A 23,170-nucleotide genomic window follows, 5' to 3' on the forward strand; every position below is an offset into this window, starting at 1 on the left:
GCCACACGCGCCCCGCGTGTCCGCCCCTCGAACGAGAAAGACCAGAACCGATGCCCCGCAAACGAATCCTGGACGCGTTCTGCTGCGCCGGCGGTGCCGCCAAGGGCTACCACGACGCCGGCTTCGACGTCGTCGGCATCGACATCGCCCCGCAACCGAACTACCCCTACGAGTTCCACCAGGGCGACGCGATCGAGTTCATCCTGGCCCACGGCCACGAATTCGACGCCGTCCACGCTTCACCGCCGTGTCAGAACGCCAGCGCGCTCACCGCGGGCAACCGCCGCCGTACCGGCTGGACAGACAACCACATCGACCTCATCCCACCCACCCGCGACGCCCTCGAACATGTCCGCGACCGTGCCGGCATCCCGACCGTGATGGAGAACGTCCAAGGCTCGAAGCTGCGCCGGGACCTCGTGCTCTGCGGACTGTCCTTCGGGCTCAAGGTGTTCCGGCACCGCTACTTCGAGATCGACGGATTCAGCGTCAACTCGCCCGCGCACCCGTCCCACCGCGGGCACCGCGTCGCCGGCTGGCGGCACGGCATCCGCCACGACGGCGACATGGTCGCGGTCTACGGCGAAGGCGGTGGGAAAGGCACCGTCGCAGAGTGGCAGAACGCCATGGGCATCCACCACACCGACGTCCGCCGCGAACTCGCCGAAGCCATCCCGCCCGCCTACACCCGCCACATCGGCACCCAACTCCTCAACCGCCTCGCCGCCCCGGTCCTGGCCGCGGCCTGACAACCAGGGAAGGAAAACCTTGCTCCGCAAGCGGTCCAAGAGATCCAAGAAGCCTGAGCAGACAGGAGCGAGCGTGTCCCAGATGAACTTCGACGAAGTCACCAAGGTCATGCGTCCGCTGATGAACGAGTACTTCGACCTCCACAAGCGCGAAATGGCCAAACGCGACGGTGCGGAGTGGTTCGTCCACGACGACCTCGCCGACCTCGCCGAAGAGATCAGCAAGTGGATGGAGTACTACGCCGTCGTGTTCCGCCGCAACGCCGGTCTCTTCCGCTCCGGCCGCAACTGACCCGCCCCGCAACGCCTCACCGGAAAGGAGGTGCCTGCCGTGTTCCGCAAGTCCGCCCCGAAGAGCGAGGGCCGCCCGGTCTCGCGCCGGGTCCGCACCCTCACCGACCAACTGGCCGAAGCCCGCGACGTGCACCGCCTCGCCGCCGACCCGCTCCTCGGGGCGGTCGCCGCGGACCGCTTCCGCGCTTCGATCACCCGCACCATGTGGTTTTTCCTCGCCGTCGGGCTCGGGTTCACCACCACCGGCGTCCACGACTTCCTCGCCGGACACCTCCCGACCACCGACCCGCTGTGGTGGGGCGCATGGCTGGCCGAACCCGCCCTCGCCGGCATCCTGGTCACCCTGCTCCGCTGGGAAGCCGCCATGCTCGCCGCCGGCATCCCCGCCGGCGACAAGCCCGTCAAGCACCTGAAACGGGTCCTGCTCGCCGCCACGTTCGCCGCGAACGTCTGGGCCGCCTTCACCCCCACCGCCGGCGGGATCTCCCAGGGCAGCGTGTTCTTCCACGTCGTCATCCCGCTCGTGGTCTACCTCCTCGCCGAAGTCATGCCGATCATCCAGCAACGCTGCATCCGCGCCCGTGACGACGCACTCGCCGCCTCGCCGCCCGCCGCCGCACCATCGGCACCGGAACCCGTTGCGCCCCAGCCTGCTCCCGCACCTGCACCCGCGCCGAAACCTGTCGTACCGGCACCGGCGACCGGAAGTGTCCTCGGGAAGCTCCCGGCAAGCATCCGCGCCACCGTCACCGGCGTGACCGCCGACGTCCACGCGACCGGCCGCCCGGTCACCGCCGACGACCTCACCGCCCGCGTCACCCTCCCCGCCGGGATGCTCACCGCGCTCGCGGACGAGCTGAACGCCACCGTGAACCACCACCCGGTCACCACCTGAGGAAGGAAGCCCGGATCATGCCCGACGATTACGCAGGACCCGCACGTCCGTGGACTGCCGAAGACGACGAGTTCCCTAACGGCTGCCGAATCGAATGGCGAACCCCGGTGGGAACCTGGTGGCCTGGCGAGGTGATCACCCGGCACACGCAGCCGGGACACGTCGTGGTTCAGCTCGATGACGACAGGTGGATGCAACCACTCCCCCTCGGTGAACTTCGACGCATCGATCGTCGCTGACATAGCGACAGCCCCTAATCAGCAACACTTGTGCACCGCGGCCGGGACGTCCCCGGCCGCGGTGCGACGTCCCGGCCCCTGCGTGCGCCCGCACGAAAGAGGCCAGCATGATCACCGAGCACGACGGGTCCTCACTGGCTACCCGCATCGCCCACCGCATGACCCCCGCCGTCATCCAGGCCGTGCGCGCCCGCGCCGAAGCCACCGGCGGCTGCCTGCAACCGGTCCACCTCACCGGCTTCCGCACCGTCACCGACCACGCCGGCCGCGTCCTCGACCACACCTCCGGCGTCGTCTACGCCCCGTGCGGCAACCGCCGCGAAAGCGTCTGCCCCGCCTGCTCCGACCGCTACGCCGCCGACGCGTTCCACCTCCTCCGCGCCGGCATGACCGGCGGCAAAACCGTCCCCGAAACCGTCGCCGACAAACCGCGGCTGTTCCTCACCGTCACCGCCCCCAGCTTCGGCACCGTCCACAACCGACCCGCCACCCGCACCGGCCGCCACCTGCCCTGCCGCTGCGGCGAATACCACCACGAAGCCGACACCCGCATCGGCACCGCGACCGACCCCGAGCACTACGACTACCGCGGCGCGGTGCTATGGCAGGGCCACGCCGGGGAACTCTGGCACGCCTTCACCGTCCGGCTCCGCCGGGAAATCGCCGTCGCCGCCGGCATCCGCGCCCAAGACTTCGCCGACCACGCCCGCCTCTCCTACGCCAAAGTCGCCGAATACCAGCGCCGCGGACTCGTCCACTTCCACGCCGTCATCCGCCTCGACGGCCCCGCCGGTCCCGAGGACCCCGCGCCCGCGTGGGCCGACAACGCTCTGCTGGAGCACGCGACCCGGGCAGCGGTGGAGAACACCCGCGTCACCCGCACCCTCACCGTCGACGGCGACACCGCGAAGCACGTGTTCGCCTGGGGCCAGCAAGCCGACATCCGCCCCATCCGCCCCGCCCACGCCCACGAACCCGACGACGGCGAGATCACCGACCGGGCGCTCGCCGGTTACATCGCCAAGTACGCCACCAAAGGCACCTCCACCAGCGAGGTCCCCGACCGGCCCATCCGGTCCGAGAAAGCCATCGACGCACTCGACGTCCACCCCCACCACCGGCGCATGATCACCACCGCGTGGGCACTGGGAGCCAACGGAGACCTCGGGTTCCTGCGGAAATGGGCGCACATGCTCGGATTCCGCGGCCACTTCCTCACCAAATCGATCGCCTACTCGATCACCTTCACCGCCATCCGCGGCGACCGCCGCACCCACCAGCACCTCGCCACCCTCCAAGCCGCTGGCGCGACCCCCGGCACCGTGCTCGTGGTCAACCACTGGAAACACACCGGCAACGGCTACCGCCACCACGAAGACCGCGACATCGCCGCCGCCATCTACGAAGGAAAACGCCAGCAACGCAAGGAAAAACTCGACAAGGAGGCACAACCATGAGCGCGAAGCTGATGACCATCGAAGACCTCTCCGAACACCTCGGAGTCCCCGTCAACACCCTCTACAAGTGGCGCACCAAGGGCTACGGCCCCGCAGGCCGCCGCGTCGGCAAATACGTCCGCTACCGCCCCGCCGACGTCGAAGCTTGGATCGAAGCACAGGGCCTCGCCTGATGGGCCGGCACCGACTTCCGCTCGGCACGGCCGGCGAGATCAAGGTCAGGAAGTCCGGTCGTGGCTGGATTGCTCGGTGCCAGTACCGCGACCACGACGGGGAGTACTACGACATCCGCCGGACCCGGCGCATGAAGGAAGACGCTCGCGACGCTGTCCGAGAGGCAGTGAAGAACCGGGTCAAGCGCACGCCGGGTGCTGAACTCACCGCGCACAGCCTGTTCCCCGAGGTGGCAACGGCGTGGCTTGCGGAGTACAGCAAGGACGCGGACGACGGTGTGTTCTCGCACACCTCGGTGGACAACCACTCCTACAACCTCAAGAACCACGTCCTTCCTGTGTTCGGCAAGCACGAGCTGATGGAGGTCACCACCCCTGTCATCAACCGGCTCCTGCAAGCGAAGCTCAAGGCGCACAGCCGAAGCCTGGCGCATCAGGTCCGCGCGGTGATCACCAACGTGATGACGTGGGCGGTCAATGAAGGGCTGATCGACGCCAACCCGGTCCGGGAAGTTGCTCCGCTGCTAGAGCGCCGCGCGAAGACGAAGAAGGCGGCCCCGCGCGCCCTGACAGCCGAGGAGCTGTTCGACTTCCTCGCAAAGCTCGACGCAGACGAAGAAGCGGTCGCCGCGGACCTGCCGGACCTCGTTCGAGGCTTCCTCGCCACCGGGGAGCGACGGGGCGAACTGCTCGGAGCCGACTGGCCGGACTTCGATGAAGAGGCAAAGGAAATCCGGGTCAGCGGCGGGCTCATCCAGGCCCGCGGCAAGGGGACGGTCAAGAACGACGGGAAGACCGACAACGCGAAACGGCCGATCGCACTGCCTGACTGGTGCGTGGCAATGCTGGCCGAGCGGCGGGAGAAGCTCGGAGTGCCGAACCCGACCGGGCCGATCTACCGCAACAGCCGGGGCGGGTACCTGAACTTCCAGAACCTGACCAACCGGCATTGGCTGCCGTTCCGCCGGCGGGCCGGGTACGAGTGGGTCACGTTCAAGACGCTCCGCAAGACACTCGCGACCATCCTGGACGAAGCGGGTCTCACAGCGCGCCAGATCGCCGACATCCTCGGGCACGCGCACCCGTCGATGACGCAGGACGTCTACATGGGGCGAGGACAGAAATCACGCGCCGGCGCGGAAGCACTCGGGTCGATGGCCCTCGGGAAAACTGGCAATAAATCGGCAACCGGCTGACCTGCCGACTTCCCGGAAGCCGGAAGCCAGACAGCAGAAAACCCCCTGTCACCAGGGGGTTTTCTGCTTTACTGTCTCGACCAGACAGTGCGCCCGAAGGGATTCGAACCCCTGACCTTCTGATCCGTAGTCAGATGCTCTATCCAGCTGAGCTACGGGCGCGTGTTCAGTTATTAACCTAGCACCTGCCGAAACAGGCACCAGCGGAGGCTCCGGGATTTGAACCCGGGAGGGGGGGTTACCCCCAACCGCATTAGCAGTGCGGCGCCATAGACCAGACTAGGCGAAGCCTCCTGGGTCCCAACGACCACTGCTCAGATAGGTTACACACCCCTCCAGCCCCTCCGGAAGGCACCCCCCTCAACGGTGCAGCACCCGGCGCAACCAGGGAGAACGGCCGCCGAGGCCTTCGGCTTCGAAGGTCGCGATGCCGACGCGCGGGAGGGATCCGACGCCTGGGTAGACGAGATACCGCGGGACCCACCGGGGCTGGAACTTGGCATTGAACCGGTAGAGGCTTTCGATCTGGATCCAGCGCGAGAAGAAGTGCAGGACTTTCGCCGAAAGCCGCGCGACCGGGCCCGCGCCGATGCGCTGGCCCTGTTCCATCAGGGCGCGGAAGGCGGCGAAGTTCAGCGACACGTGGTCGATGCCGTGTTCCCGGGAGTACAGCAGCAGCTCCGAGATCATCAGCTCGTTCACGCCGTTGTCGACGGTGCGGTCCCGGCGCATCACGTCCAGCGACAGGCCTCGCTCGCCCCACGGCACGAACTGCAGCACGCCTCGGACGCGACCGCCCTGTTCCGCGGTGACGATCACCGAACCGGGATCGCCCATGCGGCCCAGCGCCATCGAGAACCCGCGTTCGGTTTCGGTGCCGCGCCAGGTGGCGGCCAGGTGCACCAGTTCGGGCAGTTCGCCCGGACGCAGGTCCTCGGCCCGGCGCACCAGGACCTTGTAGCCGGCCCGCTTCGTCCGCGACGCCGCCTGCCGTACGCCGCGCATCACGCGGCCATCGAGGGTGAACGTCTTGGTGTCGACGACCGCCTCGTCGCCGATTTCCAGTACCTCCAGGCCGAACCGGGCCCACACCGTCGCGCCCAGCTCGGACGCACCCATCGCGGCGGGCACCCAGGCGTTGCGCTGGCAGATGTCCAGGTACTCCTCGATCGCGCCGGGCCAGGCCTCGTGGTCGCCGAGCGGGTCGGCTGAGGTCAACGCGACGCCGGCGATCACGCGGAAGGTGACGGCCGCCTTGCCGGTCTTGGAGAAGACCGCGAACTTGTCGCGGCGCAGCGCGAAGTAGCCCAGCGAGTCTCGTTCCCCGTGCTGCTTCAGCAACTCGTGCAGCCGCGCGAGTTCGTCGTCGGACAGCTCCGGCGCGGGTTCGGCCGAGCGCAGCAGGAAGTACGCCGACACCAGCACACCGGTGATGCTGAAGATCAGCCCGATCGACGCGGACAGGTCCTCGAACCACATCTCGTGGAACACCGCGGGCCCGCTGACGCCGGTGAGCGCGAGCGCGGACTGGGACAGCCGGTCGGCGAAGCTCAGCGGGTCGAGCATCCGGGCGGGCGCGACCGACAGCAGCGCGAAGTTGAGCACGAACCCGGCCAGCACCAGTTGCAGCAACACCCGCAGCGCGCGCCAGCGGCCGACCGTCGGGTCCGGGCGGGCGATGAAGTACCGCCGGGTACCGATGAGTCCGGCCAGCAGCACCATCGACACCACCCCGGCACCGAAAACGTGCCGCAGCCCGAGATGCGACAACGCCAGCAGCGCGGCGAAGCCGACCGCCAGCTGCCAGGCGCGGCGTTTGCGGCGCCGGAGTCCGGCGGCGAGCATGATCAGCAACACACCGGTGACCAGCGCCACAGCGGCCGCCGCAGTGGTCGCTTCGCTCGGCAGTTCCAGCCATTTGGCCACGTGCCCGCGCACGTCGCGGCCCACTGGTACGACGGTGGACACGATGGCGACCAGGCCGGCCAGCCTGGTCACCCACGTGATCGCGACGACCGACGTGACGCCTGCCGCCTGCCAAGTGTGCTGCGCGCGCGTCCCCGTCACCACGCGTGCAACACGCACGGCCCTGCCATGCTTCCCCCCGTCGGCGCGTTCAATCCGCGGCGAGTTTCACAAAGGGAGCCAGCGCGGCCGGGTTGGCCAGCGCGTCCCTGCTCACCGCCCTCTCCGGCGCGACTCCGGAGAGAATCCGCTTCACTGGTACTTCGCACTTCTTACCGTTCAACGTACGGGGAATCTCGGAAACGACCAGGAACCGATCGGGTACGTGTCGTGGCGACAGCACGTTGCGAATCTCTCTCCGCAGGTCAGGCTCTACTTCTTCGAGCCTCGCACCAGCCGAGAGTACGAGAAAACACAGCAGCTGCCCGTCGTCGTTGCCCGCCGCCGACGTGTCGATGACCAGCGAGTCGGCGACCTCGGCGAACCCTTCCGCGACCCGGTAGAACTCGGCGGTGCCCATCCGGACGCCGCCGCGGTTGAGCGTCGAATCGCTGCGGCCGTAGACCACCGCCGAACCGCGGCGGGTGATCTTGACCCAGTCGCCGTGCCGCCAGATACCCGGGTACGTGTCGAAGTACGCCTCGCGCAGCCGGGAGCCGTCCGGGTCGTTCCAGAACGAGACCGGCATCGACGGCATCGGTTCGGTGATCACCAGCTCGCCGACCTCCTCGACCACCGGCTCGCCGTGGTCGTCGAACGCCGCCGCGGCCACACCGAGCGCGCGGCAGGACAGTTCGCCGAGCCACACCGGCACGTCCGGTGCGGCCGCGACGATCGCCGCACACAGGTCGGTGCCGCCGGAGACCGAGCAGATCTGCACGTCCCGGCCGATCGCGTCGGCGATCCAGCGGAAACCCTCGGAAGACAACGGCGAACCGGTCGAGCCGACCACGCGCAGCGCGCTGAGGTCGTAGCTTTCGGCCGGGGCGAGGCCTGCCTTGAGGCAGCTTTGGACGAAGGGGGCGGACGTGCCGAAGTAGGTGACGCGGTGCTGCTCCGCCAGATGCCACAGCGCGTTCAGGTCCGGATGGCCGGGACTGCCGTCGTACAGCACGATCGTGGTGCCGACGAGGAGCCCGGAGACGATGAGGTTCCACATCATCCAGCCGGTGGTGGTGAACCAGAAGAACCGGTCGCCCGGTTCGAGCCCGCTCTGCAGTCCCAGCGCCTTGAAGTGTTCGACGACGATGCCGCCGTGTCCCTGCACGATCCCCTTCGGGAGCCCGGTCGTGCCCGAGGAATACAGGATCCACAACGGATGCGCGAAGTCCACCGGCTCGTAGGCCAGCTCGCTGCCCGCGTGCTCGGCGAGCATCGCGTTCCAGTCGATGACGCCGTCCAGCGTCCCGTCTCCCAGGTATTTCACCAAAACGGTGGCTTCCAGCGACGGAATCTGTTCGCGCAGCTGCTGGACGGTGTCGCGGATGTCGAATTTCCGGCCGCCGTAAGCATATCCGTTCACCGCGATGAGCACCTTCGGCTCGATCTGGGTGAACCGGTCGGCGATCGCGCGGATCCCGAAGTCCGGGGAACACGACGACCAGATCGCGCCGAGGCTGGCGGCGGCGAGGAAAGCGATGAGCGTTTGCGGGCAGTTCGGCGCGAGCGCGACGACGCGATCTCCTTTGCCGACACCGAAAGCACGTAACGCGGCCTGTGCGGCGGCGACGTGCGCGCGGAGGTCGCCGTAGGTGAACTGCTCGGCAAGCCCGTCCTCGCGGTGGAAAATCACCGCGAGTTCGTCGTCGGCCTTCGTGGCGCCGCCGGTATCCGGGCTCAGCGAGTGTTCGGCGTAGTTGAGCGTGCCGCCGTCGAACCATTTCGCGTCCGGCATCGAGCCGGACAGGATCTCTCGCGGCTGCTCATGCCAGCGCACGCCGAAGAACTCCGCCACCGCGGTCCAGAACTCCGGAACTTGCTCGACCGAGTAGTGCCACAGGTCGTCGTAATCGGCGAGGTCGACGCCGCGCTGCTCGCGCAGCCATCGGCGGAAGGCCTCGATCTTCGAGTCAGCGACCCGGTTCGGGTCGGGTCGCCAGAGCACCTCGGGAACAGCGGCGTTCTCGGTCACTCGCCGATGCTAACCCCGGCGTGCGCGCAAAGTCCTTTTTCGACCGTGCCCACTCCGGACAGCAGCGCGCGGACGACCTCCAGGACGAACTCGCGGGTCAGTTCCTGGTGCCCGAACAGCGCGCGGAACACGACGGGGGCGGCGAACAGGTCCAGCAGCAGGTCGACGTCCTGGCCGGGCCGGAGGTCCCCGCGCTCCCGCGCCTTGCGCAGGGACCCGGCGCAGGCCTCCCGGCGCGGGGCCCAGAACGAGGTCAGGAAGTCTTCCCGCAGCTCCGGGTCGTCCGCCAGATCGACGGCCAGCGCGGGGAGGACGCGACCGAAAACCGGGTCCTCCAGGCCGGCCCGGAGGGCGTCGAGGTGGCCGGCGAGATCGCAGCAGGTGCACCCGGTGTCGATCTCCGCGACCCCGGTGCGCGCCTCCGCCAGCGCGGCGACCACCACGTGTTTCTGGCTTTTCCACCGGCGCCGGATGGCGGGTTTGGTGGTGCCCGCGCGCTGGGCGATGGCCTCCATGGTCAGCGCCGAATAGCCGGATTCCCGGACCAGCTCGCACACCGCGACCAGCACGGCGTGGTCGATCCGCTCGTCGCGTTGGCGCGCCATCAGTTCTCCCGCTATCCGTTGAGCAGCACGACCTTACCGAACGATTTCCCGTGCTCCACGTGCTGGAGGGCGGCCGCGGCCCCGGCGAGCGGGAACGTCTGGTCGCGCACGGCGGCAAGCTGACCGGCCACGACCAGCTCAAGGACGCGGTCCCACGACTTCCGGCGTTCTTCCGGCGACACCGAGGTCAGGCTGAACGCGAACAACGTCGGCGACTTGTGGAAATCGCGCATCAGCGGCCCGAACGCTTCCGGTTCCGGGACTCCCGCAGTTCCTCCACAAAGGACGTAGCGACCGTTGGGGCGCAACAGTTCCAGATGCTCTCGGACCTGCGGGCCAGCCGCGGTGTCGATGATGACGTCGTAGGTCTCCTCCGGACGCTCGCGAGTGCGGTCGATGGTTTTCGCGGCACCCAGAGCCAGAAGCCGTTCGCCGTACTCCGCCGAGGACGTCACTGCGGTGACCTCGGCACCGCGAGCGTGAGCGATCTGGGTCGCGAGCACGCCGATCCCGCCGCTCGCGCCGCGGACGAGCACCCGCTCGCCGGGGGCCACCGCGGCCCGATGCACCGCGCCCTCGGCGACCATCGCGTTCACGCCCAGGGCGACCACGTCGGCCGGATCGAGGTTTTCGGGGACGGAGTACAGCTGGTCCGCATCGGCGACGACCTGCTCGGCGTAGCCGCCGGAAAGGACCAGAGCCAGCACTCTCCGCCCGTCCCGTACCCGGCCGACGACCTCGACGCCAGGCACCGAAGTGGTGCCGTTCCGCAGATTCATGACGTCGAAGTAGCCCACGCCGATCGCCTCGGCCTCGACGACGGCTTGCCCTGGACCTGGGGCCGGATCAGCTGTTTCAGCCAGGACGAGCCGCTGCCGGGGTTCGACCAGCACCGCTTTCACGGGTGATTCCTCTCAGTTAACGTTCCGATCTGGATCGGAACGTTATTCGAGGGCGCAGCAGCCCGTCAAGGCTGCTGCCGAGGATCAGCGGAGGTGCGCGTTGAACCAGTCGAGGGTGCGCTGCCAAGCCTCTTCCGCCGCTCCGGGGTCGGCGTCGAAGCGGTGGTTGGCACCCGGATAGTGCACGACGTTCGTCGCGACTTTCGCCGACGCCGCGGCGTCGCGCAGCTGCTCCACCTCGGCCTCGCCCGCCTCGTCCCCGGCGTCGCCGTACATGCCGAGCCACGGGCTGGTCACGCGGCCGGCGATTTCCAGCAGCTTCGGCAGTTCCGCGACCGCCTGGCCGCCGACGCTCACCGCCGCGCCGAACTTGCGGTGCGAGGCGACTACCAGCGCCGCCGTGCCGCCGAGGTCGAAGCCGACGACGCCGCGCAGGTCCGCGTCGACGCCGCGGTCGGTGAGCCATTCGAGTGTGCGGTCGGTGGCGTCAAGCAGGTCGCGCTGGGTGAGCCGTTCGCCGGACTCGATGTGCGGCGTAACGGTGAGCCAGCCTTCGCCGGCAAGGCTTTTTACCAGCAGCAGGACGCCGTCGGTGACCCCGTTGCCCTCGTGCAGGACCACCAGGCCGCCGCGAAGCGCGCCGTCGGGTTCGGCGAAGGTGAGGCGCAGCATGCTGCCGTCGGTACGCTGGTGATCCACGGTGGTCGTCGACGTCATCGCCTCATGCAATCACCTCTGGGTGAACATTGGGAACCTTTCCGGATCCGCCGGGGCGAGATACGGTGACTCCGTCGTCCCGTGAAAACCGAGGAGTTCCGACGATGCCGTCCCTCGCCCCCCGCCCTGACCTCGATTCGTTGCCGAAGTACGTCCCTGGCCGGACGATCGAAGGGGCCATCAAGCTCGCGAGCAATGAGGTGCCCGGCGGTCCGCTGCCGAGTGTCCAGGCGGCGATCACGGCTGCGGTAACCGGAGTGAACCGCTACCCGGACAACGGTTCCCAGGCTTTGCGCGAGCGGCTTTCGCGGCGGCTGGACGTCCCGGCCGAACGCCTCGCGATCGGCTGCGGTTCGGTTTCGCTGTGCCAGCAGATGATCCAGGCGCTGTGCGGTCCCGGCGACGAGGTGCTGTTCGGCTGGCGGTCGTTCGAGGCCTACCCGATCGTGGTCCAGGTAGCGCTCGCGACGGGCGTGAAGGTTCCGCTGACGCCAGAGCACGGGCTGGACCTTGACGCGATGCTGGCGCGGATCACCGACCGCACCAAGCTGGTGTTCGTCTGCAACCCCAACAACCCGACCGGCACCGTGCTGCACCGGGACGAGATCGAGCGGTTCCTCGAAGCGGTGCCGCCGCACGTGCTCGTGGTGCTGGACGAGGCGTACAAGGAATTCGTCACCGACCCCGAGGTGCCGGACGGCGTCGACTTCACCCGGACGCACAGCAATGTCGCGGTGCTGCGCACGTTCTCGAAAGCGTACGGGCTCGCCGGGCTGCGCGTCGGGTACGCAGTGGCGCCGGAGCCGATCGCGCAGGCACTGCAGCAGGTGTACGTGGCGTTCTCGGTGAACAGCATCGCGCAGGTCGCGGCGATCGCGTCGCTCGACGCGGAGGACGAACTGCTGGCCCGATGCCGGGAAATCATCTCCGAACGCACCCGCGTGCGGGACGCGTTGCTGGAGATGGGCTACGAGATCCCGCCGTCCCAGGCGAACTTCGTGTGGTTCCCGCTCGGCGACGCCACCGCGGCCTTCGCCGAGCACATGCTGGACCGGAAGCTGATCGTGCGCCCGTTCCCCGGCGAGGGCGCGCGCGTGACGATCGGGACGCCGGAGGAGAACGACCTGATGCTGGCCGCGGCCAGGGAATTCCAGGCTATTTGAGCACCAGCTGCACGACCGCGGCGAGCCCGATCACGACGATCACGCCGCGCAACACGGTGGGCGGCAGCTTGCGGCCGATCTTGGCCCCGATCTGCCCGCCGATCGTGGACCCGAGCGCGAGCAGCCCGATCACCGGCCAGCTCACCGGGGCGACGAACGCGTAAATCGTGCCCGCGACGATGTTCACGACCGCGGACAGCACGTTTTTGACGCCGTTGAGCCGCTGCAGCGGTTCGGACAGCAGCATGCCCATGACGGCCATCATCATCACGCCCTGCGCGGCGGTGAAGTAGCCGCCGTAGATGCCGATGACGAAAAGCAGCCCGAACAGCAACGGCCCGGCGTGATGCTCGCGCCCGTTGACCTCGCGGCGCTTCTGCACCCACTTCGACACCTTCGGCTGAACGATCACGAGCACGACGGCGAGCCCGACGAGCACCGGAACGATCTTCTCGAAGGCGTCCTTGGGCAGCGTCAGAAGGAGAATGGTGCCACCGATAGCCCCGAAGAACGAGGCGACCGCGAACCGCACCACCTGCGGCCAATAGCCGACCAGCTCATGCCGGTAGCCGTACGCACCGCTGATCGTCCCCGGCGCGAGCCCGACCGCGTTCGACGTCGTAGCGGTCACCGGCGGATAGCCCAGCGCCACGAGCACCGGGAAGGTCACGAGCGTCCCGGAACCGACGACGGTGTTGATGGTCCCGGCCCACATCCCGGCAATGAAGATGACGACGGCATGCCACCAGGTCATAAAGCACTCACCCGCTGACCCTAAGCAGGACCCTCGGCACCCGGCGACGCGATGTGTCCGGTCAGACACTCGAAGGCATCTCCCCGGGGCGCGGCGAAGCCTGGCGATGGACCCGGTGTCAGCTCACTGGCTGCCCGCCGTGCACACGCACCCGCTGCCCGCCGTGCACACACACCGGCTGCCCGCCGTGCACACACCCGCCGCCCATCGTGCACACACCGGCGGTCCATCGTGCACACACACCCGCCGCCCATCGTGCACACACCGGCGGTCCATCGTGCACACACACCCGCCGCCCGCCGTGCACACGCACCCGCTGCCCATCGTGCACACACACCGGCTGCTCACCGTGCACACACCCGCCGCCCATCGCACACACACCGGCGGTCCATCGTGCACACACACCCGCCGCCCGCCGTGCACATGCACCCGACCGCATCGCCCGCGAGCCGACACGTCCGCCAGTGCGTGCCCCGCTTCGGCTGCCGGGTCCGCGCTTCACCCGCGCCGTCCGTCCGCAACCGCTTCTCCGTCAGCACTCCTTCCGTCCAAGTTCCGCCTCAGCGGCTGGTCAGCACCTCATCGCTCGAAAACGCAAAACTCATTCCCCTCCGGATCCGCCATGACGTGCCACTCCCGGTCCTCGCCCCGCTCCGCCACCATCCGCGCCCAGCTCGGCCGGATCTCCCCACACGTCCAGGTGCATCCGGTTCTTCACCGTCTTGCGCTCCGGCACCGGGTTCAGCCAGATCAACGGCCCCTCGCCGGCCGGGTCCACGATGGCGACCGGCCAGTCCGGCGGACTCTCTCCAGGCGGACTCCGGCGGACGTAACCGAGCGTCGAACACCACCAGTCGGCCTGTGCCTGGTGGTCGAGTGCGTCCAGTGCCAGATCCTTGAACTTCGCGGTCATGAACCCTCACTTTCCCGCCAAAGATCGTGACACCCGCCACCGACAATTTCGCGCGTCTCGGGTCGCCAGCTGCCAGGATGGGCGGCGTGGCCCACGAATCCGACCAGGTCTGGAGCGCCACGGTCGACCATCTGCGCACGATGATCGACTCGGGCGAGCTCCCGCCGGGCTCGCGCCTGCCCGCGGAACGCGCGCTGTGCGAGCAGCTCGGCATCAGCCGCGGATCGTTGCGGCAGGCGTTGCGCGTGCTGGATTCGATCGGTTACGTCCAGATCCGCGCTGGCTCAGGGACCTATGTCCGCGAGCAGGGCACTGCGGAAAGCCCGCTGAGCAGCTGGTTTTCCGAACACGAGCAACTGGTGGAGAAGCTGTTCGACCTCCGCGCGACCGTCGAGCCGACGCTGGCCGAGCGGCTCGCGACGCAGCACACGCCGCGCGTCGTGCAGCGGCTCGCGGACAACGTCGCGGAGATGGAGGCGGCCGCGGCGGCTGGCGACATGTTGCGCGTCATCGCGACGGACGCCGAGTTCCATCGGGTGATCGCGGGCAACGCGGGCAACGACGACGTCGCTGACTTGCTCCGTTCGGTACTCGCCCTGGTGGGCGAGGAACGCCGGGCCGCGTTGCGGCTGCCCGGGCAGATCCGCAAGGCCGTGGCCGAGCACCGCGCGATCCTCGACGCCATCAGCCGGTCGGACGCGGCCGCGGCCCGCGAGATCACGCTCAAACACCTGGTGGACGCGAAAACCTACGCCCACGACTACGCGTCTTCCTGAATCAGCACACGCAGACCTCGTTGCCTTCCGGATCTTGCAGTACGGCGAAACACCCGCTCTCGTCCTCGACCGTGCGCAAGTGCACGGCACCGCGCGCGATCAGCCTGGCGGTCCCGGCTGGACGTGCGCACCGGTGCGCACGTCCAGGTGCAGCCGGTTCTTACCGTGTTCCGGCTCAGGCACGCGGTGGAACAGCAATCGCGGGCCGAGCCGCCGGGTCGGCTGCCGCGAACCCCGCCTCCGCGCCGTCCCCGGCCGAGCGGGAGAACTCGGCCCAGCCCGCCGCCCCGGCAGACGGTTTCTCGACGGCATATCCCAGTGCATCAGCCCACAAGGCCGCCAGCCGCTCCGGTTCCGCACAGTCGATCGCGATCTGCAAGGCGCACGCGTACGGATGATGCCCCATCCAGCGATCAGCGCTACAGTATTCACAAGTTTATGAAAACTCTGACATCAAGGGGGCTCGCCCGTGGAGAAAGTGCACTTCACCGAGGAGAAGGCGACCAACCTGGGCACGCTCTACGGCCGGGCGCTCGACGCTCGCCGCGAAGACCCGATCCTCGGTGACACCGCCGCCGACGAAGCGGTCAAAAAGATCGACTACGACTTCCGCAAGCTCGGCGTGAACGAGAACTCCGCCGTCTCCGTCGCGATCCGGGCGCGCGCGATCGACGAGATGGCCGCCAAGTGGCTCGCCGAGCACCCGGACGCGATCGTCGTGCACCTCGGCTGCGGGATGGACACCCGCGCGTACCGGCTCGACCCGCCGCCCTCGGTCGCTTGGTTCGACGTGGACTATCCCGAGGTCATCGACATCCGTGGCCGGATTTACCCGGAACGGCCCGGGTACACGGCGATCGGCTCGTCGGTCACCGATTTCGGCTGGCTCGACCAGGTTCCCGGCGACCGCGAGGCGCTGGTCGTGGCCGAGGGGCTCACCATGTACCTCACCGCGGAGTCCGGGACCGAACTGGTCCGCAGGCTCGTCGGCAAGTTCCGGTCCGGCCGGGTCGTGGCCGATTTCTTCAGTTCGCTCGGCGTCAGGGCGCAGGTGGTCAACCCGGTGGTCCGCCGTTCGGGCGCGACTTTGCACTGGGGCATCGACGATCCGCACGAACTGGAGCGCTACGGCCTTCGCTTGGTGTCCTGTTTGGACGCGACCGACTGGGCGAACGACGAAACCCTCGCGAAGATCCCGACCGCTTCCCGGCTGGCCTTGCGCGCGTCGGCGCTGTTCCCGATGATCCGCAAGATGGGCCGGATCGCCGAGTGGGATTTCTGAATCCCTGACCGGCCCGGCGCAACACCGCACCCGCACGCGGTTACCGGGTTTCCAGCACCCGCGCCACGAACCGGCTGATCTTCTCGTTCATCCGCTCGACGGCTTCCTCCTGGGAGATCGTCTCCTTCGGCTGCGGCACCGCGGGCCGGAGTTCGCCGCGCAGGTACGCGCTGCACGCCAGGTCGGAGCACAAATACGTGCCGACCGTGTTGCCGTCGCGACCGGCTTTTCCGGCGAGCCGCGCGGTGAACAGTGTGATGTCGGCCAGCGGATGCGTCGTGGTGCAGAACGCGCAGATGTTGCTGCGCAGCCGGGATTTCGGCGGCGGCGCGGCGCGCAGCGACAGGCCGATCAGCTCGTCGCCGTGCGACACGACGAGGTACGCCCGGCCGGGTGCCTTCACGTCGCGCCAGCCGAGGAAGTCGCGCTTCTCCCACGGGACTTCCGCCGGCAGCGTGACGGACTTGGCTTCACCACGAGAACAGTTGACGAACGAGGCGCGGATCTCGGCGGAGTCGAGCGGTTGCATACCGCCACGCTAACCATCGCCGCACCGCGACGGCGACGGCTTTTTCGCTCCCGGACCCGCCACCCCATACGATCTGCGGGTGCGCAAGGTGATCGCGGGGAGGTTCCGGCTGGTTCTGCGCACCAGTCTGGGCTTCGCCGCGCTCGGCGTCGGGTCGAGTGTCGCTGGTGCGGGCGTCGTCGCGTTGCTGCTGCTCCTGCAAGGTTTGCCGGAGGACGTCGACGACCGCGGCTGGGTGCTCGGCGTCACCGCGGCCGGGGTGGTCGCGCTCGCCCTGATCGTCGGCACGCTGTGGACCGCCTACCTGCAGCGCCGCACCGTGGTGTGGTTCACGATCGGCCGCCCGCCGACCGCGGACGAGGCGAAACGCGCGCTGCGGCTCCCGTTCGACATGGCTGTGGTGAGCGGCACCCTCTGGCTGATCGGCTCGCTCGCGCTGGGCATTCTGGCCGGCGTTCTCGGTTCGCTCAGCGACGCGGCGGGCATCGCGCTCACCATCGGGCTCGGCGGGCTGACCACGGTCGGCCTCACCTACTTGGCCGCGGAATGGGTCGCGCGGCCGGTGATGACGATGGCGCTCGACGTGCTGCCGCCGCGCGGCGCGCTGCCGGTCACCGTGCTGACCCGGCTGGTCGTCACCTGGGTGCTGGCGAGCGGCGTGCCGCTGATCGGCGTGCTGCTGGTGACCACGCCTCCTGATCTCGGCCGCAACGGGAACCCGACGGCGAGCCTGATCGTGCTTTCCGTGACCGGCCTGACGACCGGCGCGATCGGCACCGCGCTCCTGTCCCGAGCCGTCGCCGCGCCGCTGCACCGGCTGCGGATCGCGCTGGACGGAATCGCGCGCGGACGCACGGATGTGCGCGTCGACGTGGACGATTCGAGCGAGATCGGGATGGTGCAGACGTCGGTCAACGACCTCGTCGCCGGTCTGCGCGAACAGGACCGGATGCGCGACCTTTTCGGCAGGCACGTCGGGGCCGATGTCGCCCGGCACGCGCTCGAATACGGTGCTTCGCTTTCCGGCGACGTCCGCGAGGTCACCGCACTCTTCGTGGACGTCGTGGACTCGACCGCGCTCGCGTCGCGCACTCCGCCGCAGGAACTGGTCGAGAAACTGAACCGGTTTTTCGCGAGCGTGGTGTCCGCAGTGGACGCTCGGGGCGGGCTGGTCAACAAGTTCCAGGGCGACGCCGCGCTGTGCGTTTTCGGCGCGCCTACGCGGCTGTCCGACGGCCCGACGATGGCGCTCGCCGCGGCCCGCGCGATCCGCGACGCGGTGCTGTCGGAAGGCGAGCTCGACCTGGGGATCGGCGTCGCGACCGGACAGGTGTTCGCCGGACAGCTCGGTGCGTCGAGCCGCCTGGAATACACGGTGATCGGCGACGCGGTGAACGAGGCCGCGCGGCTCACCGAACACGCGAAAGCGGTTCCGTCGCGGGTGCTCGCCAGCGAAACGACGGTGAAAGCCGCGCTGGGCGGCGAACGGGAACACTGGCGGCTGCACGGCGAACTCCACCTTCGCGGCCGCCACCGCGAGACCCGGACCTGGACGACCTAGCGCTCGTCAGCGGCAATCCCGGTTCTCCCCGCGATCGCCACTCACGAGATCTCCCGCCCCTCGTTCATCGCCTCCGTGATCCGGGCCAGAAAGTCCCGCACCACCGCGCTTTCCGCCGCGCTGAGCGTGCGCGACACCGCGTCCAGCTTCTCGATCGGCGGCCGCCACACCGCCGCCGCGATCTCCCGCGCGGAATCGGTGACCGTGACCGCCACCCGCCGCCGGTCGGTGTCGCTGCGGACGCGTGCCAGGTAACCGGCCTCTTCCATCCGGTCCACCAGTGTGGTCGCCGACGGACCGCTGATCCCGAGGCGGCGGCCCAATTCCACCGGTCCCATCGGCCCGTGGTGGTTGAGGATCGCGATCGCGGTGAGGTCGTTCGCGTTCATCTCGACGCTCTTCGCCATGCGCGCCATCAGGTCGCGGCTGGCCTCGATGACCCCACGCACCGCGAAGGTCGTCTCGTCCACGTTCGCGAGCACTGCCTGGTTCTCGTCCACACGACCCCCTTGTCAGTAGGTAAGCTAATAGCTAGATTAGCTACGTACCTGAGCAACGGCAAGGAGGAGCACCATGACCCGGCGCAGTCTTCTCGTCTCCGGAGCCAGCATCGCCGGTCCCGCGCTCGCTTCCCGGCTCGCGCGCTCCGGCTGGGACGTCACCATCGTCGAACGGTTCGATCATCTGCGCGAGGAGGGCCAGAACGTCGACATCCGCGGTGTCGGCCGCCAGGTGCTGCGCAAAATGGGGCTCGAAGAGGCGGTCCGCGCGGCGCACACCGGCGAGGTCGGCACGCGGTTCGTGGACGGACACGGCCGGGTGGTCGCCGAGTTCCGCGCCGGCGAGGGCGATTCCGGCGGCGGGACGGCCGAGATCGAAATCCTGCGCGGCCAGCTGTCGAGACTGCTGTACGAGCAGTCAGCCGACGAGACGACGTACCGATTCGGCGACCAGATCCAGGCGCTGCACGACGACGGCACCGGCGTGGACGTCGGCTTCCAGAGCGGCCGGACCCAGCGCTTCGACGCCGTGGTCATCGCCGAAGGCCTGCGCTCCCGCACCCGCGCGATGCTGATGCCGGACGCGCGTCCGCACGAACTCGGCCTCTACACCGCACACCTCGCGATCCCGCGCAGCACCGCCGATAACGCTTGGTGGCGCACGATTTTCTGCGGCCGCGGCCGGATGTTGTTCCTGCGTCCGGACAACATCGGCACGACGCGCGCCGGGCTGTTCTTCCTGTCCGACGTACGCGGACTGGACCGGCTCACCCCCGAAGACACCGTGTCCGTGCTGCGCAAGACGTACGCCGACGTCGGCTGGGAAGGACCGCGCGTGCTGGCCGAGATGGACAACGGCTCGCTGTATCTGGAGGACGTCGGCCAGGCGAAACTGCCGACGTGGCACCAAGGCCGGGTCGCGTTGCTCGGCGACGCCGCCTACTGCGCTTCACCGATCAGCGGCATGGGCACGACGCTCGCCCTCACCGGGGCGTACATCCTTGCCGGAGAGCTCATGGCGAACGAAGACCCACGGACGGCGTTCGGTCAGTACGAACACCGGATGCGGCCGCTGGTCACCGAGGCGCAGCGGCTTTTCCCCGGCGCGCCGCAGGTGACGATGCCGCGGTCGCAGGCACATCGGATCGCGATCCACGCCGCGCTGCGAATGGCGAGCACGCCGTTGGCGCGGCGGTTGGCCAAGGCCGCGGGGAAGGTGGGGAAGACGCGGTCGGAGGCGATCGCGCTGCCGGAGTACGCGTAGCTCGTGCGTGGCGATCCCGGTTCTAACCGCGATCGCCACTCACGACAGTTCAGGCCAGGTCAGCACCGTCGACCCCCAGGTCAGCCCGGCCCCGAACGCGGTAAGCAGCACCCGGTGGCCCGGCGTCAGCGTCCCGTCGGCGACCGCGTCCGCGAGCGCCAGCGGGATCGACGCCGCGCTGGTGTTGCCCACCCGATCGATGTTCGACACCACCGCGTCCGCCGGCATGCCGAGCTGTTTCGCGGTCGCCTGAAGGATGCGGATGTTCGCCTGGTGCCCGACGAACCGGTCGATGTCGCCGACCATCCAGCCCGCTTCTTCCAGCACCGCGCGCGAGGATTCCGCCATCCGCGCGCACGCCTGCCGGAACACGGCCGTGCCCTGCATGACCATGAACCGGTCCTTCGGGTTCTCCGGCACCCGCTGCGCCGCACCGCCCGCCTCGACCCACAGCAGCTTGGCCAGTTCTCCCTCGCTGTGCAGGTCGAACGGGCCGAGCGCGCCGCGTTCGCCGGGCTCCCCCGCGCGCAGCAGCACCGCTCCGCCGCCGTCGCCGAAGATCGGCACCGTGGTGCGGTCGTCCGGGTCGACCAGCGAGGTGAAGACGTCCGCGCCGATCACCAGCACCCGCTCGGCCATCCCGCCGGCGATGAATCCGGCGGCGGTCGCGAGCGCGTAGATGAAGCCGCTGCACACCGCGTTGACGTCGAAGGCCAGCACCGTGCCGAGGCCGAGCCGGGCCGCCACCTGCGGCGCGGTGGCCGGGCACAGCTGGTCGGCGGTGGAGGTGGCGAGCACGACGGCGTCCGCGTGCCCGTCCGGCCCGAGCGCCGCCCGTCCCGCCTCCTCTGCGAGGTCCACTGTGGACTGGCCGGGCGCGACGCGGCGGCGCTCCCTGATTCCGGTGCGGGTGCGGATCCACTCGTCGCTCGTGTCCAGCCGGGCCGCGATCTCGTGGTTCGTCACCACGCGCTCGGGCAGCGCGCCGCCGATCCCGGCGACGACGGCGGCACGGTGGCGCGACCGGACAGCGCTCATGGCGGAACCTCCCAGACCGGCTTGTTGGCGGACGTCGCCGGTTGCCTCCCCTTGTATGGCCTACCCCTGGGTAAACCGGTCAGTTGTGTTCCACGTCACTAAGAGACCTCTTCCACATTCGCTCGATAGGAGGTATTGCGATCCGCGCCTCGGCGGCGTGGTAAACCCGGCGCTTTTTGTCGGTCCGCCCGGTTAGCCTGAAGCGTGCGCACTCCCGACCTGGACCAGCTTGACCTCGCCATCCTCTCCTGCCTGCAGACCGACGCCCGCACGATCGCCGAGGTCATCGGGTCCAAAGTCGGTCTGTCCGCCGCGGCCGTGCAACGGCGGATCAAGCGGCTGCGCGAAGCCGGAGTGATCGAGAAAGAGGTCGCGGTGCTGTCCCCGGCCGCGCTCGGGCTGGACATGACGTTCGTCGTCATGGTCGAGATGGAGCGCGAGAGCATGGCGGTGCTCGACGGCTTCCGCGCCCAGGTCCTCGCCGACGACTGCGTGCAGCAGTGCTACTACGTCACCGGCACCGCCGACTTCGTCCTCGTGGTCACCTGCCCGGACATGGCGGCGTTCGAGAATTTCGCGCGGCGGATGTTCTTCGACAACCCTCACGTCCGGCATTTCACCACGAGCGTGGCGATGGACCGGGTCAAAGTGGGCCTCACGCTGCCGCTTTCCTGACCTGCGCGGAACCGCGAGGGTTCTGTGTCCGGCGTTACGCGCATCTGGTCCGATGCAACCGATCGCGTGAACGTCGGCGGAACCACGTCATGTGCTCCCGGGCCGATCATCTCCCTGCCGACCAGTTCGCGAGGCGCGAACGACCGGAGGACTCCAGGAGCAGCCGTGCACACCACCGACGCCGTACACCAGACCCAGTTCGTACTGCTGAACGAGAGCACTACGCCGGTGCTGTCCCGCCTCTCCTTCCACGCGGCGGAGCCCTACGCGGTGACCGTGGCGTTCCGGACCGAACGCGGCCGGTGGATCGAGTGGACCTTCGCCCGCGACCTGCTCGTGACCGGGCTGGACGAGCCGACCGGGATCGGCGACGTGCGGATCCGGCCGGACCTGTCCGAGGACGAGGCCTTGCTGACGCTGGAAATCGAGTCGCCCGACGGCTACGCGTCGTTCGAGCTGGAGCGCGCCGACCTCGAGGCGTTCCTCGAATCCTCCTACGAACTGGTGCCGCTCGGAGCCGAGAGCGAGCACTTCGACATCGACGGGCTGATCGAGGAGATCAGCAACGTGTGACCTAGACCTGCCGATCCCGCGGCAATGCGGGCAAGGGCGGTTCGAGTGCGCTGGAGGCACTCGAACCGCCCTTGTCGCAGGTGGACCCAGAACGCCGAGCTCCGGAAAATCGAACCCCGGCTGACGCATAATCCTGGTGATCTTGGGCATCAACCCGATGCCCGCGAACCGCGCGAGCGGTCACCCTAGGAGAGACCCCGGATGTCCACCAAGCTCACCCGAGCGACCGTCGGAGCAGCAGTCTTCGCGAGCGCCTTCGCCCTCGCGGCCTGCGGTTCCCCGGCCAATTCCGCCGCACCGGCAGCTTCCTCGCCCGCCGCGGCTTCCAGTGCTCCGGCGAGCACCGCCAAGGAGAAGCAGCCTGACGCGCCGACGCCGCGCTGCACCACCGACGACCTCTCGGTGTCGCTGGGCACGGCGAAACCGGCTGGCAGCCAGCTAGAGCTGCCGCTGACGTTCAAGAACACTTCGTCGCACACCTGCGACCTCCACGGAACCCCCGGTGTCGACCTGCACGGGCCGGACCACCCCGTCTACGGACCGGTGGATTCGCTGCTGCGGCGGGAGACCGGCCCGGCGCACAACGTCCTGGCTCCGGGGCGCACCGCGACCGCGAAGATCACCGTGCTCCCGTCCGATCCGAACCCGCCCGCGGAGTCTCCGGCCTGGACCGCGGAAAGCCTCGCCACCATCCCGCCGGGCCAGACCAAGGCGTTGAAGGCCGCGTGGCCGTCGAACATCGCGATCACTCGCCAGGACGGCGCGACGCACCCGGGCACCTGGGTCGACGGGATCACCGCCGACCCGTCCTGACGCGGA

At 68.9% G+C, this 23,170-nt stretch carries 24 protein-coding genes, 2 tRNA genes and 2 pseudogenes; 14 read left to right on the top strand and 14 right to left on the bottom strand.

Annotation, left to right across the window (positions count from 1 at the left end; genetic code table 11):
• The first annotated feature begins 50 nt into the window (after positions 1-50).
• The 6 genes from BM362_RS03090 to BM362_RS03115 all read left to right on the top strand — a co-directional run bounded on the left by BM362_RS03090 (position 51) and on the right by BM362_RS03115 (position 5,003).
• Positions 51-749 carry a DNA cytosine methyltransferase gene (locus BM362_RS03090; protein WP_093572146.1) on the top strand — a complete coding sequence of 233 codons (699 nt, stop codon included), beginning with the start codon at positions 51-53 and terminating at the stop codon, positions 747-749.
• A gap of 82 nt (positions 750-831) precedes the next feature.
• Positions 832-1,041 carry a hypothetical protein gene (locus BM362_RS03095; protein WP_093572147.1) on the top strand — a complete coding sequence of 70 codons (210 nt, stop codon included), beginning with the start codon at positions 832-834 and terminating at the stop codon, positions 1,039-1,041.
• 39 nt (positions 1,042-1,080) lie between these two features.
• On the top strand, positions 1,081-1,938 hold the full coding sequence (locus BM362_RS03100) for a hypothetical protein (protein WP_093572148.1): 858 nt from the start codon (positions 1,081-1,083) through the stop codon (positions 1,936-1,938).
• A gap of 346 nt (positions 1,939-2,284) precedes the next feature.
• Positions 2,285-3,634 (top strand): replication initiator, encoded by a 1,350-nt coding sequence (locus BM362_RS03105; RefSeq protein ID WP_093572149.1) that lies wholly within the window; start codon positions 2,285-2,287, stop codon positions 3,632-3,634.
• Entirely contained in the window at positions 3,631-3,807 is a 177-nt protein-coding gene (locus tag BM362_RS03110) for a helix-turn-helix transcriptional regulator (protein ID WP_093572150.1), read from the top strand. The genes BM362_RS03105 and BM362_RS03110 overlap by 4 nt, the downstream gene beginning before the upstream one ends.
• A complete protein-coding gene (locus BM362_RS03115; RefSeq protein ID WP_093572151.1) occupies positions 3,807-5,003 on the top strand; it encodes a tyrosine-type recombinase/integrase in 1,197 nt (398 codons plus the stop codon). Before BM362_RS03110 ends, BM362_RS03115 begins: the two co-directional genes overlap by 1 nt.
• A gap of 88 nt (positions 5,004-5,091) precedes the next feature.
• On the opposite strand, the gene BM362_RS03120 is transcribed toward BM362_RS03115, so the two are convergent.
• The 7 genes from BM362_RS03120 to BM362_RS03150 all read right to left on the bottom strand — a co-directional run bounded on the left by BM362_RS03120 (position 5,092) and on the right by BM362_RS03150 (position 11,323).
• A tRNA-Arg gene (locus BM362_RS03120) sits at positions 5,092-5,165 on the bottom strand.
• A 42-nt stretch (positions 5,166-5,207) separates the two neighbouring features.
• Positions 5,208-5,297, bottom strand: a tRNA-Ser gene (locus BM362_RS03125).
• 66 nt (positions 5,298-5,363) lie between these two features.
• Positions 5,364-7,073 carry a phosphatidylglycerol lysyltransferase domain-containing protein gene (locus BM362_RS03130; protein WP_067583764.1) on the bottom strand — a complete coding sequence of 570 codons (1,710 nt, stop codon included), beginning with the start codon at positions 7,071-7,073 and terminating at the stop codon, positions 5,364-5,366.
• Between the two features lie 46 nt (positions 7,074-7,119).
• On the bottom strand, positions 7,120-9,099 hold the full coding sequence (locus BM362_RS03135; protein ID WP_093572152.1) for an acetoacetate--CoA ligase: 1,980 nt from the start codon (positions 9,097-9,099) through the stop codon (positions 7,120-7,122).
• Positions 9,096-9,704, bottom strand: a complete 609-nt coding sequence (locus BM362_RS03140; protein ID WP_093572153.1) for a TetR/AcrR family transcriptional regulator — start codon at positions 9,702-9,704, stop codon at positions 9,096-9,098. The genes BM362_RS03135 and BM362_RS03140 overlap by 4 nt, the downstream gene beginning before the upstream one ends.
• 11 nt (positions 9,705-9,715) lie before the next feature.
• Positions 9,716-10,606: a quinone oxidoreductase family protein gene (locus BM362_RS03145; protein ID WP_067583758.1), complete on the bottom strand. Its 891-nt coding sequence runs from the start codon at positions 10,604-10,606 to the stop codon at positions 9,716-9,718.
• Between the two features lie 84 nt (positions 10,607-10,690).
• Entirely contained in the window at positions 10,691-11,323 is a 633-nt protein-coding gene (locus BM362_RS03150; protein ID WP_093572154.1) for a dienelactone hydrolase family protein, read from the bottom strand.
• Between the two features lie 104 nt (positions 11,324-11,427).
• Here BM362_RS03150 and hisC point away from each other — a divergent pair, with 104 nt between their 5' ends.
• Positions 11,428-12,486, top strand: a complete 1,059-nt coding sequence (gene hisC, locus BM362_RS03155) for a histidinol-phosphate transaminase (protein WP_093572155.1) — start codon at positions 11,428-11,430, stop codon at positions 12,484-12,486.
• Here the strand turns inward: hisC and BM362_RS03160 are convergent.
• The 3 genes and pseudogenes from BM362_RS03160 to BM362_RS50205 form a co-directional block, all read right to left on the bottom strand.
• Positions 12,479-13,240, bottom strand: a complete 762-nt coding sequence (locus BM362_RS03160; RefSeq protein ID WP_093572156.1) for a sulfite exporter TauE/SafE family protein — start codon at positions 13,238-13,240, stop codon at positions 12,479-12,481. The genes hisC and BM362_RS03160 overlap by 8 nt on opposite strands.
• 579 nt (positions 13,241-13,819) lie before the next feature.
• A complete protein-coding gene (locus BM362_RS50200) occupies positions 13,820-13,903 on the bottom strand; it encodes a VOC family protein (protein ID WP_342029789.1) in 84 nt (27 codons plus the stop codon).
• A gap of 76 nt (positions 13,904-13,979) precedes the next feature.
• A pseudogene (locus BM362_RS50205) lies at positions 13,980-14,153 on the bottom strand (VOC family protein); the annotation flags it as partial.
• 77 nt (positions 14,154-14,230) lie between these two features.
• On the opposite strand from BM362_RS50205, the gene BM362_RS03170 reads away from it, so the two are divergent.
• The gene (locus BM362_RS03170) at positions 14,231-14,929 is read left to right on the top strand and encodes a FadR/GntR family transcriptional regulator (protein ID WP_067583747.1); all 699 of its coding nucleotides are present in this window, start codon (positions 14,231-14,233) and stop codon (positions 14,927-14,929) included.
• 1 nt (position 14,930) lies between these two features.
• Here BM362_RS03170 and BM362_RS50440 read toward each other — a convergent pair.
• Positions 14,931-15,335: pseudogene (locus BM362_RS50440) on the bottom strand (VOC family protein).
• A gap of 63 nt (positions 15,336-15,398) precedes the next feature.
• On the opposite strand from BM362_RS50440, the gene BM362_RS03180 reads away from it, so the two are divergent.
• Positions 15,399-16,211 (top strand): class I SAM-dependent methyltransferase, encoded by an 813-nt coding sequence (locus tag BM362_RS03180; RefSeq protein WP_093572157.1) that lies wholly within the window; start codon positions 15,399-15,401, stop codon positions 16,209-16,211.
• 40 nt (positions 16,212-16,251) lie between these two features.
• Here the strand turns inward: BM362_RS03180 and BM362_RS03185 are convergent, their stop codons facing one another.
• Positions 16,252-16,740, bottom strand: coding sequence for an FBP domain-containing protein (locus BM362_RS03185; RefSeq protein ID WP_093572158.1), 489 nt, complete (start codon positions 16,738-16,740; stop codon positions 16,252-16,254).
• Positions 16,741-16,819: 79 nt separating this feature from the next.
• On the opposite strand from BM362_RS03185, the gene BM362_RS03190 reads away from it, so the two are divergent.
• A complete protein-coding gene (locus BM362_RS03190) occupies positions 16,820-18,301 on the top strand; it encodes an adenylate/guanylate cyclase domain-containing protein (RefSeq protein ID WP_093572159.1) in 1,482 nt (493 codons plus the stop codon).
• Positions 18,302-18,342: 41 nt separating this feature from the next.
• Here BM362_RS03190 and BM362_RS03195 read toward each other — a convergent pair whose 3' ends face one another.
• Complete coding sequence (locus tag BM362_RS03195) at positions 18,343-18,801, bottom strand: MarR family winged helix-turn-helix transcriptional regulator (RefSeq protein ID WP_067583737.1); 459 nt, start codon at positions 18,799-18,801, stop codon at positions 18,343-18,345.
• A gap of 73 nt (positions 18,802-18,874) precedes the next feature.
• Between BM362_RS03195 and BM362_RS03200 the strand changes: the two genes are divergently transcribed.
• Positions 18,875-20,065, top strand: a complete 1,191-nt coding sequence (locus BM362_RS03200; RefSeq protein ID WP_093572160.1) for an FAD-dependent monooxygenase — start codon at positions 18,875-18,877, stop codon at positions 20,063-20,065.
• Between the two features lie 39 nt (positions 20,066-20,104).
• Here BM362_RS03200 and BM362_RS03205 read toward each other — a convergent pair whose 3' ends face one another.
• On the bottom strand, positions 20,105-21,103 hold the full coding sequence (locus tag BM362_RS03205; protein ID WP_067583731.1) for a beta-ketoacyl-ACP synthase III: 999 nt from the start codon (positions 21,101-21,103) through the stop codon (positions 20,105-20,107).
• A gap of 204 nt (positions 21,104-21,307) precedes the next feature.
• On the opposite strand from BM362_RS03205, the gene BM362_RS03210 reads away from it, so the two are divergent.
• The 3 genes from BM362_RS03210 to BM362_RS03220 all read left to right on the top strand — a co-directional run bounded on the left by BM362_RS03210 (position 21,308) and on the right by BM362_RS03220 (position 23,164).
• The gene (locus tag BM362_RS03210) at positions 21,308-21,778 is read left to right on the top strand and encodes an Lrp/AsnC family transcriptional regulator (protein WP_067583728.1); all 471 of its coding nucleotides are present in this window, start codon (positions 21,308-21,310) and stop codon (positions 21,776-21,778) included.
• A gap of 165 nt (positions 21,779-21,943) precedes the next feature.
• The gene (locus BM362_RS03215; protein ID WP_067583726.1) at positions 21,944-22,351 is read left to right on the top strand and encodes an SsgA family sporulation/cell division regulator; all 408 of its coding nucleotides are present in this window, start codon (positions 21,944-21,946) and stop codon (positions 22,349-22,351) included.
• A 201-nt stretch (positions 22,352-22,552) separates the two neighbouring features.
• Positions 22,553-23,164: a DUF4232 domain-containing protein gene (locus BM362_RS03220; RefSeq protein WP_067583723.1), complete on the top strand. Its 612-nt coding sequence runs from the start codon at positions 22,553-22,555 to the stop codon at positions 23,162-23,164.
• Positions 23,165-23,170 lie beyond the last annotated feature (6 nt).

The organism is Amycolatopsis rubida, from assembly GCF_900115345.1.
GTDB classification, from domain to species: domain Bacteria; phylum Actinomycetota; class Actinomycetes; order Mycobacteriales; family Pseudonocardiaceae; genus Amycolatopsis; species Amycolatopsis rubida.